The following is an 18014-nucleotide window of genomic DNA, read 5'->3' on the forward strand; positions in this document are numbered from 1 at the left end:
TACTCGATTGTTCAGTCGGCACCGAATTAGTCGTTTCGACGGACCCCGCGCCGTGAGAGCGGCCGGAGCGAAGCACGCCGGCCGCGCCGCCCGGGCAGGTGCCGACGGATTCGGTCGAGGTCAGTCGCGGCCGACCGCGTCCGGGTCGTCGACGCGGTGGGAGACGTAGACGACGAGCGCGAGCGGGACGCCGAGCACGAACGCGATGGTGACGGCGCCGTAGACGGCGAATCCGGCGGGCGATACGGGGAGTGCGAACACGCCGAACAGCGCCGGCGCGGACAGGTCGTCGACGAACACCGGGATGAGCGCGCCGCCGACGCCGGCGATGCTCACCAGCGCGCCGTACAGCACCAACACCAGTCTCGGCCCGCGGCGCCCGCGCGCGTCGTCCGCCTGCTCGGAGTCGGTCACGGCCGAAATTCGGTGTGTCCGCGAATAGGGTTTACGTTCCCGGGGGCGCCGAGCGGCCACACCGACGCGCCTTTGCTGCTCCGCGTCGAACCGCCGACGATGACCGACAAGGACCTCCTCGGCGTCATCCTCGGCGCCGTCGCGCTGCTCATGTTCGCGACCGGACTCGTCCTCGTGCTCGCGTAGCCCCGTCACGCGGCGGGTCGCTGGTGCGGTCGTGGACCCGCCGGTCGCTTCTCTCGTCTCAGTCAGCCTGGAGCGCCGCGGCTGGCTGTCCGTGCATCGTCGGCTCCGGCACGAAAGTCGCCCTGAATCGCAGAAAACCGCGGTGTCCGCGTCGGACGCGGCTTACTCGTCGCTGCCGCCGTCCGTCCGAACGTCAGTCTCCTCGCCGCCGTCGGTGACCGCGGGGACGTCGGAGTCGCGCTGCTGTTCGAACCAGTCCCACTCGGCGGTGTTGAGGTCGTCCGCTTCGAGGTTCCACGGGTCGCCGCTCTGCACCCGCGGGCCTTCCAGCCAGGAGACGACGACGTTGTACACCCAGATGATGCCGCCGAGCAGCAGCATGAACGCGCCGAGCGTCGCGATCTGGTGGAGCGTCGCGAACTTCGGCAGGTAGGTGGCGTACCGGCGCGGCATGCCGCCGTAGCCGAGCAGCACCATCGCGAAGAACGTCACGTTGGTGCCGACCATCCAGAGCCAGAAGTGCGCCTTCGCGAGGCGGCGCTGGTACCAGCGGCCGCTGACCAGCGGGAACCAGTAGTAGATGCCGGCCATGCCGGCGAACGTGATGGCGCCCATGACGATGTAGTGGAAGTGGCCGACGACGTAGTACGTGTCGTGCAGCACCAGGTCGACCGGGATGGACGCGAGGAACACGCCGGTGACGCCGCCGATGATGAAGTTGCTGACGAACCCGATGCAGAACAGCATCGGCGCGGTGAGCCGGAGCCGGCCGTTCCACATCGTCGTGATCCAGTTGAACGTCTTCACGGCGGACGGGATGGCGATGGCGAGCGACACCGCCATGAAGCTCGCGCGGAGCCGCGGGTCGATACCGGTCGCGAACATGTGGTGCGCCCAGACGCCGAACGACAGCACGCCGATGGCGAGCGTTGAGTAGACGACGAACTTGAACCCGAACAGCTTCCGCCCCGAAAACCGCGGGAGGACGTAGCTGACGATGCCCATCGGCGGCAACACCAGGATGTAGACTTCGGGGTGGCCGAAGAACCAGAACAGGTGCTGCCACAGAATCGGGTCGCCGCCCCCTACCGCGAAGAACGTCGTCCCGAAGTTCCGGTCGAGCAGCAGCATGACGAGCGCGGAGCCGAGCAGCGGGAACGCGAACAGGATCAGGCCGGACTGCGTCAGAATCGTCCAGCTGAAGATGTCGAGGTTCGCCCAGGTGACCTCCTCGGCGCGCTCGGTGAAGATGGTCGCGATGAAGTTGATGGCGCCCATCGTCGCCGAAACCCCCGTGAGGTGGAGGCCGAGCAGCATCAGGTCGACGCCGACGTTCGCCTGGTTCCCGTTGCCGACGCCGGCCGACAGCGGCGTGTACATCGTCCAGGCGGTCTGCGCCGGGATGACGTCCGGAATCGGGAAGAACCCGGCCCAGATGAGCAGCGCGCCCGGCGGCAGCAGCCAGAACGCGATGGCGTTGATGCGCGGGAACGCCATGTCGTCCGCGCCGATGACGAGCGGAATCAGGTAGTTCGAGAACGCCGCGATGACGGGCGTCCCGAACAGGAACAGCATCGTGATGCCGTGGCTCGTCATCAGGGAGTTGTAGAACGTCGCGGAGCCGAGCACGTCCATCGACGGCGTCGCGAGCTCGGTCCGCATCCCGATGACCATCAGGCCGCCGACGACGAACGCGATGACGGCGTACGTCCCGTACAGCAGCCCGATGTCCTTGTGGTCGACGGTCGTGAGCCAGCGAATGAGTCCAGCCGGCTTCTCGCCGTGGCCGTGCTCTGTCTCACCGACGGCCCCCCCGGCGCCGATGGGGGTGTACGACCGCCAGTCCTCGACCCTCGCGAGGAAGGCGGCCACGCCCACGAGGAGCAGCCCCATGAGCGCCGTCAGCAGTAGTTGGCCGGTAATCTCCATGGGAAACGGTCAGAATCGGAAGCACAAGAAAGATTCGGGTCCGGCGCGGCCGCCGCCCGGCCGGCGGTTACTCCTCGTCGTCCTCGTCGTCCGCGTCGGCAGCGGCGTCCTTCTCCTCGTCGTCCGCGTCGTCGCCGTCGGCGGCCTCTTCGGCCTCGTCGGCGACGTGCGTCTCCGCTTCGGCTTCCTCCTTGGTCGGTGCGTCCTCGAGGGTCGCCTGCCCCTGGAAGAACACCTTCGCGCGGTGTTCGTCGCCGGCGACGGCCTTCCCGGAGACGTACGTGAGGATGGCGAGCGCGACGAACGGGAACGCGAGCAGACCCATCTGCAGCACCTTCCCGAGCGTGTCCATGCCTCCCCACGGGTCGAGCGCGAGGAACACGGCGACGAAGAACAGGATGATGCCCAGCGGGATGGCGTTCACCGTCAGGTCCAGCAGGGTGTCCCTGTCGAAGATGGTGGCCATACGCGGACCTCGTACAGCGCGGCCAAATACCTTGTTGATTCGGCGGGCGTCGCGACCGCCCCGGTGAACGCCGCGGCCGACGGTCGCGACTCCGCGTCGGCGTCGAGAAAATCCGGCGTCGCCGCGTCGCGTCGACGCTGGGGCTGCTCCGGCGTCAGACCGCGACGTCGGTGTCGTAGCTGAACAGTTCGCCGACGACGCCGGCGAGCAGCATCACGGCGCCCGCGCCGACGGCGGCGTAGCCGCGCGCCGCCACCGAGACGGACGTGTACGATTCGGCGTACACCAGCGCGGCGCCGAGCAGCACGGTCAGCACGGCGACGACCGCGAGCGCGCGCCACGGCGTCTCGGTGTACCCCGCCTCCTGCACCATCCCGGCGATGCTGCCGCAGAACAGGAACAGCCCGCCGACGGTGAGCGGAAGCAGCCCGAGCAGCAGCCCGAGCTCCGCGATGGGGAGCCCGAGCGCGACGAACAGCGGCCACGGGCTCGCCATCCGGTACTGGTCGCTCAGCCCCGGAGTCTCGTCCATACCGGTGGTTACGTCCTGTGGATGGTAAGCGCATCGGTGTCGCGGCCCGGACGGCGGGCGGCGAGCGTCGGGTCAGGGGAGCGTGACGCCGTGGCGCGCGAGAAACTCGGAGACCGCCTTGATTTCGACCGGACTCCCGATGATGCGGCACTCCGCGTCGTCCACCGAGAACACCGTCACTGTGAACTCCGCTTCGAGATCGGTGCGGACGCCGTCGAGCGCGTCGCACGGGAGGACGATCTGCGTGCTGTCTCGGAGACGGGACGGGTCCGGCATCTCGTTCGTACCAGCAATCTGACCAGCACCACGTATAACCGTATCGAAGTATTCAGCGGCGAGACTCCGAGGAGAACCGGTTCGCGAGCGGCTCGCCGGCAGCGACCCGGAGATGCGGCCACGGCGAAGGGAAGCGTTTAGGCGGCCGGACCGCCGACTGTTCAGTGATGGGACTGGAGGAGGAGATCGAGGAGTTGCGCGAGGAGATCGCGGAGACTCCGTACAACAAGTCGACCGAGGCGCACATCGGCCGGCTGAAGTCGAAACTCGCGCAGAAGAAGGAGAAACTCGAAAACCAGTCCTCCTCGGGCGGCGGCCACGGCTACGCGGTCGAGAAGACCGGCGACGCCACCGTCGCCCTCGTCGGATTCCCGTCGGTCGGGAAGTCCACGCTGATCAACGCGCTCACGAACGCCGAAAGCGAGACCGGCGAGTACGAGTTCACGACGCTCGACGTCAACCCCGGCATGCTGCAGTACCGCGGCGCCAACATCCAGATTCTGGACGTCCCGGGGCTCATCGAGGGCGCCGCCGGCGGCCGCGGCGGCGGCAAGGAGGTGCTGTCGGTGGTTCGGACCGCCGACCTCGTCGTGTTCATGCTCTCGGTGTTCGAAATCGACCAGTACGAGCGGCTGCGGTACGAACTGTACGAGAACAAGATTCGGCTGGACACGGAGCCGCCGAACATCTCGGTGCGGAAGACGCACAAGGACGGCATCCGCGTGACGATGCGCGACGACGTCTCGCTCGACGAGGAGACGGTGAAGAGCGTCCTCCGCGAGCACGGCTTCGTCAACGCCGACGTCACGATTCCGCACGACCTCACCATCGACGAACTCGTCGACGGCGTCATGGACAACCGCGAGTACGTGCCGTCCATCGTCGCCGTCAACAAGGCCGACCTCATCGACGAGGCGTACCTGCCGACGGTCCACGAGAACCTCCGCGAACACGACATCGACCCGGAGGACGCCATCTTCATCTCCGCGGCGGAGGAGAAGGGGCTCGACGGCCTGAAAGAGGAGATCTGGGAGGCGCTCGGACTCATCCGCATCTACATGGACAAGCCGGGCCGCGGCGTCGACTACGACGAGCCGCTGGTGCTCCGGGAGGGCGCCACGGTCGGCGACGCCTGCGAGAAACTCGGCGGCAGCTTCGACGACCGATTCAAGTTCGCGCGGGTCTCCGGCGACTCCGCGGTCCACGACGACCAGCAGGTCGGCCGCGACCACGAACTCGCCGACGAGGACGTGCTCCGCATCGTCGCCCGGAAGTGATGGCGGACTCGGCGCGGCTCCGCGACCGATTCGCGCGGGCGCTGCCGGCGTCGTCGCCGCGCCGCGTGCTGGCCGCCGTGCTGCTGTGCGGACTGGTTCCGTGGTCGATTCAGGTCTCGCCGGGGAGCCGCGCGTTTCTGCGGTTCGCGTGGGGCGGCGTCAGCCTCGACCCGGTCGTCGCGCGGACGCTCCTGACGTACCTCGCGTACTCGTCGTCGCCGCTGCTCGGCCGCTGGGTCGCCGCGGCGGCCTGCTGGCTGCTCGCGGTCGGCTCCGCCGCGCTCGGCTTCGTCGACGCCGAGGACGGCCGCGTCACCGCGGGGCTGCTCGCCGTCGCCGGCGCCGCCAACGTCGTGGTCGCGTCGTCGTTCGCGGCGTCGCCGGCCCAGCGCACATACCCGGTCGGCTCGCTGCTTCTGTGGGCGGTCGCGGCGTGGCGCTACCGCGCCGCTCGCGCCGCTCGCTCCGACGCCTGAACTGCTCGGGCCACCGGGACCGAGAATCAATCGCGGTACTCGGCGGGCAACGGTTATCCCGGCCGAGCGGGCGATGGGCACGCATGGACTCGGACGCCCTCGTGTGTTTTCAGCAGAACCGTCGCGGCGGCGGTGACAGGCGGTTCAAGGTGTACCGCGTGGACGTGGACGCCTCGGTCGACGAGTTCGTCGGTCGGCTCGACGACTACGTCGCGCGCGAGACGTTCCGCGACGGCGTGACGCCGCCGCACTGGCTCGACACCGACTCCGCGGTGATGGACGCCCGGCTCGCCGACATCGGCGACAAACTCGTCCCGTTCGCCGGTTTCCACCTGTTCGTCGTGACCCGCGACGGCGTCCGGCCGTTCCTCGCGGTTCCGCTCGCCGTCGACGTGATTCCGGCGCTCGCCGACGGCATCCGCACCCGCGAGTACGCCGCCGACGACTGCGACCCGGAGACGCTCGCGCCGGCCGCGGACGCGACGCCGACCCGCACCGTCGACGCCGACGCGTTCGGCTGGCCGCTGACCGGCGACGCCGCCGCGGACGGCCTGCTTGAGTGGTGGCACCTGTTCGCGCTCCGCGCCGGCTTCCGGCTGCTCGTCGGCCCGCGGACCGGCGTCGTCGACACCGACGGCGACGCGCCGACGATGCGGGTGCGCCACGGCGGCGACGTGGTCTGCGTCGACGTGCTCGACAAGACGCCGCTGCAGCGGCTCTGCCGCGACGTGGTCTACCTGAACTACCGCGTCAGCGACGTCGCCGGCGCGGACGCCTCGCTCGACGACCGGGTGACCGACGGCCTCCGCCGCACCGCTCGGCTCCGGTACCGGCACGCGCGGCACCTCTGGGCGGTCCGGCACGGCGAACACGACGACTGGCTCGTCGACGTCGACGGCCGCTCCGCCGCCGACCGGACGCTCGCCGACGAACGAAAGACCGCCCGCGCGCGGCTGTTCGCGGACCTCGAATCGACGTACGGAGACGCGCTCGCGCCGTTCTCCGCCGGGTCGTACGGCGCCGCACTCCGCCAGGCGACCGCGACCCGCGCCGACACGTACGAACTGAACGAGGCGCCCGGCTTCGCCGCCGACACCGTCGAGGCGACCGTCGACGACGTCGACCCGAACTTCACGCCCGACCGCCGCCCGCAGCGCTTCTGAACCGGGCCTGTGACGTCGCGGCGGCGTCGCCCGGCTCCGGTAGGGATATGGGTCCGGCGCCCGACGCATCGCGTATGACGTTCAATCTCGACCACGTGATGATGCGGGTGGAGGACCTCGACGAGGCGATGGAGTTCTACACCGAGCTGTTCGGCTACGAGGAGAAGAGCCGGTGGGACGCCGAGACGTTCACCAACGTCCACCTCGGCCCGGAGGACATGCACGAGGAGGGGTCGACGCTCGAACTCACCTACAACCACGACGACCGCAGCTACGACATGGGCGACGCCTGGGGCCACATCGCGGTGCGCGTCGAAGACCTCGAAGCGTCCTACCAGGAGCTGATGGACGCCGGCGTCGAGGACTACCGCGACCCCGAGTCCTGCGGCGGCAACTACGCGTTCGTGAAGGACCCGGACGGCCACGAAATCGAGCTGGTGCAGCGCGACCACGGCGCCCGCTGGAGCCTCGACCACACCATGATTCGCGTCGAGGACGCCACCGAGGCGCTCGGCTACTGGCTCCGCACCTTCGAGTACGAACACACCGGCCGCTGGGAGGCGGACACGTTCGCGAACTACTTCATGAAGGCCGAGGGCGCCGCCGAGGAGGCGATGTCGGTCGAACTCACCTACAACTACGACGGCCGCAGCTACGACCTCGGCGACGCCTGGGGCCACCTCGCCGTCTCCGTCGACGACCTAGAGGAGGACTGGGCGACCGTCCTGGAGCGCGAATCCGAAGACTACCGCGACCCCGAGTCCTGCGACTTCCGCTACGCGTTCACCAAAGACCAGGACGGCCACGAAATCGAACTGGTCTGACGCCGACCGCCGTTCCGCGACCTGCTGACCCGGTTCCGTCCCGAAGCTGACCTGGTTTCGCGCCGCACCCCCGCTAATTATCTCGCGTAATAGTTCGGCCCAAGCGTACATACCGGTCGGCGTCGTCCGGCCAGCCACACCTGCTGAACGGCGCGCCGCCCGGATTCGGCGGTGGGCCCGTTCGGCCATCGACTGCTATGACCGACTCACTCAACGAGGGCGCCGGCTGGCTCCCGCGCCTGATTTCCGGCGCCGACGCCGCCGTCGCGGCGGTCGCCCACCGGGTTCGCCCCGCGGACGTCCTGGTGGTCGCCGGAGTTCCGGCGGTGCTGCTCGCCGTGTTCGCGCTGCCGCGACCGACGAAGCTGTCGTACGCGCTCGCGTACGCGGAGCCGACGCTGCCGGCGATGTACGCCTCCCACTTCGTCCACCTCTCGGTCGGCCACCTCGCGTCGAACCTCCTCGTCTACCTCGCCGTCGTCCCCGTCGCGCTCGCGCTGAGCGCCCGGAGCGGCCGCCGCCGCCTGTTCTTCGTCACGTTCGTCGCGGTGCTCGTCGCGTTCCCGTGGGCGCTGTCCGCGCTGAACATGCTGTTCCCGCGCCACAGCATCGGCTACGGCTTCTCCGGGCTCAACATGGCGTTCCTCGGCTTCCTGCCGCACGCCATCACCTGGGCGGTCGCGGACTGCGTCGACGGCGCGCCTGGAGACGTCGACGCGGACGCAGACGCCGACGAAGGCGCGTACGCGACTACCGACACCGACGCCCCCGTCAGCGGCGCCGCCGTCGCCGCTGTCGCTGACGCGTCGCCGGCGCTGTTCTTCGTCGGGACGGCCGTGGTGTCGTTCTGGGCGGTGCCGCTGTCGACGGCGAGCGCCGCGGCGGGCGTCGCGAGCGTCGTCGCCGTCGCGGTGTACGGCCGAGCGGTCCTCCGGTCGGCTGGCGGTGCTATCGCCGACACCGTCGTCGCGCCGGCCGGAACGGGCGACGGATACGGCGGCGTGGTGCTGGTCGCGGCGGCGCTGTCGGTGCTGCTGTTGTTCCCGGCGTTCCCGGCCGTCTCGCCCGGCGACGGCACCGTTCTGAACGTGTTCACGCACCTGCTCGGCTACTGCTTCGGCTACATCGTCCCGTTCGTCGCGTTCCGCCTCACGCCGCTGGCCGACTCGCACGTCGGCGCCTGACGGCGGCGTTCGTCGACGCCCGACGCGAACGAACGGCCGCTTCCGGTTCGCTGTCGAAAAAGAGGGTCGGAGACCGCCGAGCCGCAGCGGCGTCGTCGTCGGCGTTGTCGGCGGCGGCCGGTGCGGCTTACTCGCGGCGGCGGAGCGCGACGAACGCGCCGACGATGACGAGCAGGAGCAGCACCGCGGCGACGACGCCGAGGTCGAAGCCGGCCGGCTCCTGCACCGGTTCGCTCGTCGCCGGCTCGTCCGTCGGCGTGTCCGCGGGCGTCTCAGTCGGTTCGTCCGTCGGCGTCTCGGTCGGCGTCTCGCCGTCGGTCGGCGTGTCCGTCGTCGGCTGCTGTTCGGCGGTCGAGCCGACAGCGAACAGCGAGAAGCCCGGCGTCCGGGCCTCCAGCACGACCGTTTCGTCGGTCGCGGAGACGAGGCTGGTGTCGAGCGTCGACCAGGAGCCGTCGTGGTAGTGGTACACCACGAGGCCGCTCGGGTCGGCCGTGCCGACCGCGTCGCGGTTGACGGTCAGCCGGACCGTCGCGCTGGAGTCGGTGAGCCCGGACGGGACGGTCACGTCGATGAACGCGACGTCGCGGGCGCCGTCGGGCAGCGGCGGGACGGACGCGGGCCGGCCGTCGAGCTGCTGCACCGTGACGATGCCGGACGCGCCGGCGTCGTCGAACGTGATGTCGACTCGGGAGACGCTCGTGCCGAGGTCGACGCTCGCGACCCCGCCCTGCAGCACGTCGGAGACGCGGACCTGCGTCGGCGTCGACGGGCCGGTCGACGGCGAGTCGTCGTCATCGTCGGCGGTGTTGCCGGGGGCGCTCGGCGAGTCCGTCGCGGGAGCGGCGACTTCGACGGTGACGGACTCGGTGACCGTGTTGCCCTCGGCGTCGACGACCGTCGCCGTGACGGTGTGCGTCGACCCGTTCGTGAGCCCGAGGACGGTGTACGTCAGGCCGTCGGCGGTGACGACCGCGTCGCCGGTGACGTCGGTTCCGTCGAGCCGGACCGTGACGTTGCTGGCGTCGATACTGCTCGTGGCGTCGGTGTACTCGAACTCGACGGTCGCCTGCGTCGTCCCCATCGGGAGTTCGCCGTTCGTCGGCGTCGGCGAGATGGTGGTCGACGTGACCGTCGGAGTGTCGGTGTCGCCGGCGACGACGAACGACTCGGTGACGGTGTCGGTGTTGCCGGCGGCGTCGGCGACGGTCAGCGTCGCGGTGTGCGTGCCCGGCCCGAGACCGGTCGCCGTGTACTGGACGCCGGAGGCCGTGACGGTCGCCGGCCCGGTGACGTCGACGCCGTCGACGGACAGCGTGACGGCGGAGACGTTCACGCCGCTCAGGCTGTCGGTCAGCCCGAACGACAGCGGGACCGACGTGGTTCCGTACGGGTGCGAGTCCGTGATGGACTCGGTGACCTGCGGCGCGTCCGTGTCGCGCGGCACCGTGAACGAGACGTTCTCGGTCTCGGCGTTGCCGGCGGTGTCGGGCACGGAGACGTTCAGCCAGTGGGTGCCGGAGCCGACGAGGCCGGACGCGGTGTACGTCACCTGCGACCCGGAGACGCTCGTCGCGGCGCTCCCCGTGACGTCGGCGCCGTCGAACCGCACCGTGACGTTGCCGGCGTCGACCTGCTTGTTGTCGCTGTACTGCACCGTCACCGTCGCGGTCGCGGTGCTGTACGTCGGGCTCGTCGGCGACACGGCGGTCGAGTCGATGCTCGGCGCGGTCGTGTCGGGCGCGACCGGGCCGTACGTCGAGAAGTGCTCGACGGTCGCGACGAAGTACTCGGTGCCGTCGATGACGCGGACCTCGGTGGTGCCGACGGCCTCCCACGACCCGGTGGTCGCGTTGTACCGCCGGATTTCGACGTCCTCCGTGTCGACGCCGGCGGGCGTGTTCCCGGCGGTCGGGATGCGGATGGAGGCGTTGTCGAGGTTCGCTGTGAGCCCCGGGCTCAGTTCGCCGTTCAGGAACGTCGACCCGACGTTCGTGCCGAGTTCGGCGAGCGGCGTGTCAGAGCTGGTGAACGCCGCATACTGATTCGAGACGCTCGCGCTCGTGTTCAGCACGACGACGGTGCCGTCGCCGCCGCGGATGGTGAACTGCCGCCCGGTGAGCGCCGTCGAGACGTTCGCAGTCGCGGTCGACTTGCCGGCGTTACCGGCGGCGTCGGCCGCGCTCGCGTTCAGCTCGTACTGGCCGCTGCCGGTGAAGCTGAAGGTGCCGGAGTAGACGTTCGTCGACCCGACTTCGCTGAATCCGTTGACGGTGACGTCGTTTCCGTCCGGGTCGTCGAGGTTGAGCGTCGGCGCGGACGGGACGTCCTCGGAGACGGTGACGTTCACGTAGCCAGTGGTGCCGTCCTTCGGTTTCACGACCGCGCTGACGGTCGGCGCGGAGGTGTCGACGGCGAGTTCGTCGCTGCCGACGGCCGCCGCGTCGTTGCCGGCGGCGTCGGTCGCGGTGACGCGGACGGTGTAGTTGCCGTCGACCGTGAGGTTCGCGGCGTCGAACGTCGCGGTCCACGTCCCGGAGCCGTTCGTCGCAGCCCTGGTCGTCCGGTAGTTCACGTCTTCGGCGACGAGCGTCACGTCGACCGCGTCGACGCCGGAGCCGCCCGTCGCTGCGTCGGCGGCGGTGACGTCGACTGTCACCGTTCCGCCGCCGCCGAGGTGCAGCGGCGACACCGAGTCGACGCCGACGGACGGCGCCGCGTTGTCGACGGCGACCGTCGCGTTCGCCTCCGCGGTGAGCCCACCGGCGTCGCTGGCGTTCAGCGCCAGCGTGTAGGTGCCGGAGGGAACCGGGTCGCCGGTCGCGTTCGTGCCGTCCCAGCGGACGGTGGCGGTTCCGTCTGCGAGTTCGTCGCCGACGTCGGCCGCGTACACCGCGTCGCCGCCGGCGTCGCGGACCACGAAGGTCGCGTCGCCGGGGTTCGCGTCGGTGACGGAGAGGTCGACGGCGACGCCGCGGTTCGCGCCGACCGCGTCGGTGCGGCTCGGCGTCACGTCGACCGTCGGCGGCGTCGAGTCGACGGTGAACGTCCGCGTCTTCGGCGGCATCGCGTTGCCGAGGTTGTCGACGAGCCGCACCGTGACGGTGTGGCTGCCGTCGCTCAGCCCGGTGAGGTTCACGGCGGTCCGGTTCAGGTCCGTGACGGACTGGGTGGCGCCGCCGTCGACGGCGTACCTGACCGCAGCGATGCCGGCGTCGGCGTTCCGCAGCGCGTACGTCAGCGTCACGTTCCCGTCACTGACCGTGGCGCCGGCGGTCGGCGACGTGATGGAGACGGACGCCTGCGGGTTCGTCGCGCGGTCCGCGACGACCGTCTTCGCGGCCAGCGTGTTCACGGAGTCGTTCACCGTGACGGCGTGGGCGCCGACGGCGAACCGGTGCTGGAACGTCACTGTTCGCGAGGTATTCGCGGGCACCGTCACGGCCTTCGTGCCGACGGTGGCGCCGTCGACGAGCAGCCGCACGGTTCGGTCGGCCGACCGGTTCCCGACGTTCCGGACCGTGACGGTCACGTCGACGACGTCGGTGTTCAGCGGCGTCGCGTCCGAGACGCTGAACGTCGTCGTCGTCTCGGAGTCGGTCGACAGGTCGACCGGGTTCGTCGACGCCGAGCCGACCGCGCCGCCGCGGTCGGTCGCGACGACGGACAGCGCGTAGCTCGCGTCGACGGACGCGGCCGCGGCGTCGACGGTGAACGTCGCCTCGTAGACGCCGTCCGCGTCGCCGTCGGTGAGCGTGACGGTGCCGGCGCCGAACGGTCCGGCGTCCACCCGCACCGAGTCGACGCCGCTCGCGTCGGTCACGCGCGCGGAGACGGTGAGTCGGTCGCCGTCGCCGACGACGCCGTTGCCGTCGGTCGCGTCGACCAGCGTCGCGTTGCTGACGGCGGGCGGCTCCGTCGACAGCGTCGTCATCGCGGCGTCCACGTAGAACGGCGACACCGTCACGTTCGCTGTGACGTTCGCGCCGTCGCCCGGTCCGGCGCCGCCCGGTCCGGTCGGCGCGCCCCAGTAGTTCAGCGTGGCGTTGACCGTGCCGGTCGCGTTCGCCGAGTCGGCCACGAACAGCCCGTCCGTCCGGAAGGCGGTGATGCGGTTCTGGTGAACCTCCACTTCGTCGCGGTCGGCGAGGTTCGAGCCGATTTTCACGGCTGCCTGCGGATACGTCGTGTTCGCGGCGCCGGCGTTCGTGAACGTGTTGTTCACCACGTCGACGTCCCGTGTCGCCGTGTCGAAGACGGCGCTGAACGGCCCTTCGACGAACACGCCGGCTTTCGTGGAGTTCGTCACCGTGTTCTGCGCGACGACCGCTCCGTCGACGCTGATGAGCGACACGGCGGACCCGGAGACGTTCGTGAAGTCGTTTTCGGTGACGGTGAGTTCACCGAGGTTCCACAGACGGAACCCAGTCGAGGCGTTCGTCACCTCGTTGTCGGCGATCGTCCACCCGGTCTTGACGTGGTCCTGGCCGCCGGATTCGCCGCCGTGGATGACGGGGTTCGCGACGTCGACGAACCGGTTGTTCGTCACTGTCAGGTCGTCCCCGGCGTTGTTCGCGTTGATGGCCTTCTCGGTGTCCGTGAACGTGAACCCTGTCACGGTGACGCCGTCCGGGTGGGCACCCGTGAAGCCGATGCCGCCGTGAATCGTCGCGCCGTCCGCGCCGACCAGCGTGAGGTTCGCGGTGTCGACCGCGACGGACTCGTCGTAGCTGCCGGCGGCGACGTGGATCGTGTCGCCGGACGCGGCGTCGTCGACGGCGGCCTGAATCGAGGCGTACGAGTCGCCGGTGTCGGTGTTCGTGACGGGGCTGACCGTCGACGCGGTGCCCGCGCCGGTGAGCGATGCGTTCAGCCACGGCGCGAACGCCACGTCGCCGGTGACCGCCGCGCCCTGGCTGCCGGCGTTGTAGCGGTTCGCGTCGGCGGCCGGGCCGTTCGCGCTCCCCCAGTAGTTCAGGGTGGCGTTCAGTTCGCCGGCGCCGTTGTTCGCGACGGCGACCGCGTCGCCGCCGGACTGGCCGGTCGTCCCGAAGTCGTTGAACTGCAGCGTCACCGCGGCGGCGTCGATGCCGGCGGTGACGTTCACGGCGACGTCGGTGTGCGTGAACGTCGTGCGGCGGACGGTGAGCGACCCGGTCGGCTCGTAGCCGAGCCCCGTGAAGTCGTTGAACTTCACGCCGGTCGTCGTGTTCGCGACGCGGCTGTCCTCGATGACGAGGCTGCCGACGCCGCCGACTTCGAACGCGCCGACGTCGCTCGTCACGTTCCGGACGGTGACGTTCTCGAACGTCGCCCGCTCGGTGTCGAACAGGCCGACCGCGGCGACGCCGCCCTCGACGACGGCGTCCTCGACGGTGACGTTCCCGGTCTCGTAGTCGTCGTCGGTGTTCGAGACGGTGTGCAGCCCGATTTCGCCCGGGGCGGCCCGAACGGTCAGGTCGCGGACCGTGACGTCGTCGACCCTGATGCGGTCGCCGCTCGTGACGTTCTCGATGCTGACGGCGGTGCCGCTCTCCGGCGCGATGACGGTCCGGCCGGCGCCGGCGCCCTCAAGCGTCACGGACGTGTCGACGACGACGCTCTCGGTGAAGGTGCCCGCGGAGACGCGGACGGTGTCGCCGGCGGCGGCGTGGTCGACGGCGGCCTGAATCGTGCCGTAGACGCTGGACCCGCCGGAGACGGTGGCGACGCCGCCCGTGAAGTTGTTGCTGGCGACGAGCGCGGCCGCGTCGAGCCCGGAGCCGGTCGTGACGTCGTACACCGGGACGTCGTAGCCGGTGAACGTGTTTCCGGCGACGGTGACGTCGGTCGGGCCGGCGTTGCCGGCGCCGGGTTCGCCGAACCGGAGCGCGACGCGCTCGGAGTCGTCCTCTGCGACGAACGTGTTGTCGACGACGGTGACGCCGGTCAGCGTCGCCGCCGGGGTGTCGCTGTCGTTGTAGTCGCCGTCGTCGCGGGCTTTGATGGCGAGCGCGCCCGAGAAGTCCCGGCCGGAGACGGCGGACGTGAACTCGCCGGAGCCGACGAACCGGGAGTCGCGGACGGTGACGTTCTCGTAGTCGCCGGCCTTGAGGTTGATGTCGAAGCCGTTGTTGTACTGGTAGGTGTCGTCGACGCCGCTGTCCTCGACGGTGATGCCGTCGAACACCGCGTCTTCGAGCTTCTCGACGTACAGCCCCTTCTTGTCGTTGTCGGCGAAGGTGACGTCGACGAAGCTGACGTTGCTCACGGTCGAGTCGCCGGGTGTGTCGTACTTCTTCGCGAAGTAGACGCCGAACGTGTTGTTCGCGAAGCGGCTGTCGGCGACGCGCAGGCCGTCGACGGACTGCGTGCTCGCGACGTCGAGGCCGGTGTTGAAGTTCCGGACCGTGACGCCGCGGATGACGACGTCGTCGGCGGCGAGCGAGATGCCGTCGCCGCCGCCGCTGCCGTTGACGACGACGGCGCCGGCGCCGACGAGCGACAGCGGCTCGTCGACGGTGAGCGACTCGTCGTACGTCCCGTTCGCCACCCGGACGGTGGCGCCGGCGTCCGCGGCGTCGATGGCCGTCTGGATGGAGAGGCCGTCCGCGACGACGTACGTCGACCCGAGGTCGACCTCGTCGCCGGCGCTGTGTGTCAGCGTCCGGACGGTCGAGCTGCTGTTGTTCGCGAGGCCGCGCGCGAGCGAGACGGCTTCGGACTCCGTCTCGGTGTAGAACACGAAGTCGTCGCCGCGCGGTCGGTGGTCAGGGTTCTGCACCGCGTAGTCGTACGCGGGCGCGTACAGCGCGCCGAGCGTCCCGCCGAACGCCTGGTCGGAGTACAGCGAGATGGACTCGTTGAGGTCGCTCGACGGCGCGACGGTGACCTCGGAGGTGTTCTCGACGAGCGTCCAGCCGCTCGGGTAGTTGTTCTTCACGCTGGTCGAGACGTCGTACAGGCCGACGCCGCCCCAGCCGTTCCCGGTCGTGTCGACGTCGTCGAGCGTCACGTTCCGGACCCCCGAGAGCGCGACGCCGACGCCGCCGGTGCCTTCGCCGTCCGCGTCGACGTTCCGCAGCGTCGCGTTTACGACGTTGTTCAAGTCGAGTTCGTTGCCGGCGGAGCCGTTGACGGCGACGTTCTCGATGGTGAGGCCGTCCACGAACGCGGCCTTGATGGTGTCGTCGGAGCCGGACTGCTCGGTGCCGTAGACGGTGAGGTTCCGCAGGGTGACGTCGCTCTGGTTGTGGACGTATATCGGCCACGACGCGCCGGAGCCGTCGACGACGACGCCGGACTTCGACTCGCCCTCGATGGTGATGCCGTCTTTCGACACGTCGACCCGGTCGCCGCCGAGGTCGTAGTACCCATTCGCGACGTGAACGGTGTCGCCGGAACTGGCACCGCTGACCGCGGCACTGAGCGTCCCTACGATGGACGCACCTGTCGTACCGGTGGCGTTTCCGGCGTACGCTGCGGTGTCGAAGTCGTTGCTCTCGAAGATGGTGGTCGTGTCGAGGCCCCCGGTGTAGTCCGCAAGGTGCCAGGTGTTGTTCGAGAAGTTGTTGCCGGTTACCTCAACGTTGGTCGAACCGGACACAGCGAGCGCACCCATGCTGTTCGATAGCGTGTTGTTCGCGACCACCGTTGTCTCGTTTGTACTGTGACCGGATAGGAGGATATCCGTCGCGAGCCAGTTTCCGGGTGTGTAGTCGTGTCCACTGACCGTGTTCTCCTTTATTATACCAACTGCAGATCCAGAAATCTGAATGCCGTTCTGCGCGGTGACGTCCGTCGGCCCTTGACCCGTTACGTCGTTGTCGATGACGCGCGCGGTGAGCCCGCTACCGCTCGCGACGAAGCCGCCCTTCTGATAATCGACGAGCGTCGAGTCTTTCATCGTGAACGTCCGCTGTTGACCGTCGAGGTTGTATACCGCGACGGCGGTGCCATGCTGGCTGCCCGAGAACTGAGAGTTCATCACGTTCTCCACGGTGACGTTCGCGATTGTGCCGCTCGCATTCGCATACGCGATGCCGTGGAACTCGACGTTTCCGTCGCCGTTGTTTGCGCCGTCGACAGTCAGCCTCCGCACGTCAGCGTTAGCGTTCTCCACGACGAGGGCGGCGTACCCGGCTTCGCCGCCAGCCGTCGTGAACGAGTGGGCGAGGGAAGACGGTGACTTGATCGTCGTCGCTTCCTCGCCCGCGCCGACGATGCTCACGTTCGTCTCGATAACGACTTGCTCGGTGTAGGTGCCTGCGGCGACGCTGACCGTGTCGCCGTCCCCGGAGGCGTTCACGGCGTCCTGAATCGACATCCCGGAGCCGACCAGGTACGTTCCCTGTCCGTCGGTGACGACGGCGTCCGGCATGGTGGCGCCAAAGGAGAGCGCGTCGGATTCGGTGGCGAAGTAGACCGTCGTGTTCGGGTAGGCGCTGGTGGTGGCTTCGTAGCCGTAGCCGTCGAGCGAGACGTTGCTGACCGTCCCGGAGATTGCGCCGACGGAGATGCCGTTCGAGTTCACGCCGGCGAGCGTGTTGCCGGAGACGTCGACGCCGTCGACGCTGCCGCCGTAGTTCGCCGCGACGGCGAGCGGCCCGGCGAACCCGGAGACGTCGTTGCCGGTGACGGTGACGTTCGCGACGGTTTCGCCGGTCGCGTCGCCGCTCTCGTCGTCGAGGACCATGATGCCCTTGTTGTGGAGGTCGGTGAATCCGGACCCGACGACGACGTTGTTCTCGATGCGGACGTCGCTGCCGGAGACCCGGATGCCCTGCGCGAACGGCGCCGACGAGCCGCGGCCCGCGGCGGCGACGCGCTCGACGGTGAATCCGGAGACGGTGGCGCCGTCGTGCGTGACTTTCACCGCCGGCTGGCCGGTGGCGCTCCCGGGCGCGTATCGAATCGTCGCGCCGTGTGGCGACTCGGCGGTCAGCGTCACGTCCTCGTCGACGACCACCTGGCCGTCGTAGGTGCCGTCGCGGACGACGACGGTGTCGCCCGCGTCGGCGAGGTTCATCGCTTCCTGTATCGTCGCGGTCGCGTTGGTCCCGACGACGTAGCCGTCGCCGACGGTGTCGCCGCCGCTCGCGCCGCTCCAGTCGTCGTCGACGTAGATGGTCGTCGGGTCGGCCGCGGCGGCGGGGGCGGCGAGCGTCGCGAGCGCGGCGACCGCGGCGAGCAGCACCGCCCGCCGAACCGCGCTGGCGTCCGAGCGCGTCATCGGTCCTCCGGCGGTGCAGGCCGCTTGTCCGCCGGCGATGTCGGTCTGTTCGCCGCCGATACTGGTCTGGTCGGGA

The 18014-nt window shown here is 69.7% G+C and carries 11 protein-coding genes; 5 read left to right on the forward strand and 6 right to left on the reverse strand.

All coding sequences use genetic code 11. From position 1 onward, the window contains the following. Nucleotides 1–120: 120 nt before the first annotated feature. The 5 genes from ACQUST_RS07085 to ACQUST_RS07105 form a co-directional block, all read right to left on the reverse strand. Nucleotides 121–414: a DUF7520 family protein gene (locus ACQUST_RS07085; RefSeq protein ID WP_435126790.1), complete on the reverse strand. Its 294-nt coding sequence runs from the start codon at nucleotides 412–414 to the stop codon at nucleotides 121–123. A 348-nt stretch (nucleotides 415–762) separates the two neighbouring features. Further along, nucleotides 763–2493 (reverse strand): cbb3-type cytochrome c oxidase subunit I, encoded by a 1731-nt coding sequence (locus ACQUST_RS07090; protein WP_435128145.1) that lies wholly within the window; start codon nucleotides 2491–2493, stop codon nucleotides 763–765. Between the two features lie 103 nt (nucleotides 2494–2596). Continuing rightward, nucleotides 2597–2995 (reverse strand): DUF6684 family protein, encoded by a 399-nt coding sequence (locus tag ACQUST_RS07095; RefSeq protein ID WP_435126791.1) that lies wholly within the window; start codon nucleotides 2993–2995, stop codon nucleotides 2597–2599. A 154-nt stretch (nucleotides 2996–3149) separates the two neighbouring features. Beyond that, nucleotides 3150–3527 carry a DUF7541 family protein gene (locus ACQUST_RS07100; RefSeq protein ID WP_435126793.1) on the reverse strand — a complete coding sequence of 126 codons (378 nt, stop codon included), beginning with the start codon at nucleotides 3525–3527 and terminating at the stop codon, nucleotides 3150–3152. A 72-nt stretch (nucleotides 3528–3599) separates the two neighbouring features. Beyond that, complete coding sequence (locus ACQUST_RS07105) at nucleotides 3600–3803, reverse strand: VNG_1110C family protein (RefSeq protein ID WP_435126795.1); 204 nt, start codon at nucleotides 3801–3803, stop codon at nucleotides 3600–3602. A gap of 167 nt (nucleotides 3804–3970) precedes the next feature. Here ACQUST_RS07105 and ACQUST_RS07110 point away from each other — a divergent pair, with 167 nt between their 5' ends. The 5 genes from ACQUST_RS07110 to ACQUST_RS07130 all read left to right on the forward strand — a co-directional run bounded on the left by ACQUST_RS07110 (nucleotide 3971) and on the right by ACQUST_RS07130 (nucleotide 8727). Then, nucleotides 3971–5080: an OBG GTPase family GTP-binding protein gene (locus ACQUST_RS07110; protein WP_435126797.1), complete on the forward strand. Its 1110-nt coding sequence runs from the start codon at nucleotides 3971–3973 to the stop codon at nucleotides 5078–5080. After that, the gene (locus ACQUST_RS07115; protein WP_435126798.1) at nucleotides 5080–5556 is read left to right on the forward strand and encodes a hypothetical protein; all 477 of its coding nucleotides are present in this window, start codon (nucleotides 5080–5082) and stop codon (nucleotides 5554–5556) included. The genes ACQUST_RS07110 and ACQUST_RS07115 overlap by 1 nt, the downstream gene beginning before the upstream one ends. 83 nt (nucleotides 5557–5639) lie before the next feature. After that, entirely contained in the window at nucleotides 5640–6719 is a 1080-nt protein-coding gene (locus tag ACQUST_RS07120) for a hypothetical protein (RefSeq protein ID WP_435126800.1), read from the forward strand. 74 nt (nucleotides 6720–6793) lie between these two features. Next, nucleotides 6794–7543: a VOC family protein gene (locus tag ACQUST_RS07125; RefSeq protein WP_435126801.1), complete on the forward strand. Its 750-nt coding sequence runs from the start codon at nucleotides 6794–6796 to the stop codon at nucleotides 7541–7543. Between the two features lie 197 nt (nucleotides 7544–7740). Continuing rightward, nucleotides 7741–8727: a hypothetical protein gene (locus tag ACQUST_RS07130; protein WP_435126803.1), complete on the forward strand. Its 987-nt coding sequence runs from the start codon at nucleotides 7741–7743 to the stop codon at nucleotides 8725–8727. Between the two features lie 127 nt (nucleotides 8728–8854). Here the strand turns inward: ACQUST_RS07130 and ACQUST_RS07135 are convergent, their stop codons facing one another. Further along, nucleotides 8855–17938, reverse strand: a complete 9084-nt coding sequence (locus ACQUST_RS07135; protein WP_435126805.1) for a right-handed parallel beta-helix repeat-containing protein — start codon at nucleotides 17936–17938, stop codon at nucleotides 8855–8857. Between the last annotated feature and the right edge of the window lie 76 nt (nucleotides 17939–18014).

The sequence above is a fragment of the Halobaculum sp. D14 genome, from assembly GCF_051195135.1.
GTDB lineage: Archaea > Halobacteriota > Halobacteria > Halobacteriales > Haloferacaceae > JBNTKA01.

What these genes read in the sequence shown, in the direction of transcription:
- ACQUST_RS07090 (WP_435128145.1), bottom strand. Translation starts at nt 2,493, where the DNA reads ATGGGGCTGCTCCTCGTGGGCGTGGCCGCCTTCCTCGCGAGGGTCGAG.
- ACQUST_RS07095 (WP_435126791.1), bottom strand. Translation starts at nt 2,995, where the DNA reads ATGGCCACCATCTTCGACAGGGACACCCTGCTGGACCTGACGGTGAAC.
- ACQUST_RS07100 (WP_435126793.1), bottom strand. Translation starts at nt 3,527, where the DNA reads ATGGACGAGACTCCGGGGCTGAGCGACCAGTACCGGATGGCGAGCCCG.
- ACQUST_RS07105 (WP_435126795.1), bottom strand. Translation starts at nt 3,803, where the DNA reads ATGCCGGACCCGTCCCGTCTCCGAGACAGCACGCAGATCGTCCTCCCG.
- ACQUST_RS07110 (WP_435126797.1), top strand. Translation starts at nt 3,971, where the DNA reads ATGGGACTGGAGGAGGAGATCGAGGAGTTGCGCGAGGAGATCGCGGAG.
- ACQUST_RS07115 (WP_435126798.1), top strand. Translation starts at nt 5,080, where the DNA reads ATGGCGGACTCGGCGCGGCTCCGCGACCGATTCGCGCGGGCGCTGCCG.
- ACQUST_RS07120 (WP_435126800.1), top strand. Translation starts at nt 5,640, where the DNA reads ATGGACTCGGACGCCCTCGTGTGTTTTCAGCAGAACCGTCGCGGCGGC.
- ACQUST_RS07125 (WP_435126801.1), top strand. Translation starts at nt 6,794, where the DNA reads ATGACGTTCAATCTCGACCACGTGATGATGCGGGTGGAGGACCTCGAC.
- ACQUST_RS07130 (WP_435126803.1), top strand. Translation starts at nt 7,741, where the DNA reads ATGACCGACTCACTCAACGAGGGCGCCGGCTGGCTCCCGCGCCTGATT.
- ACQUST_RS07135 (WP_435126805.1), bottom strand. Translation starts at nt 17,938, where the DNA reads ATGACGCGCTCGGACGCCAGCGCGGTTCGGCGGGCGGTGCTGCTCGCC.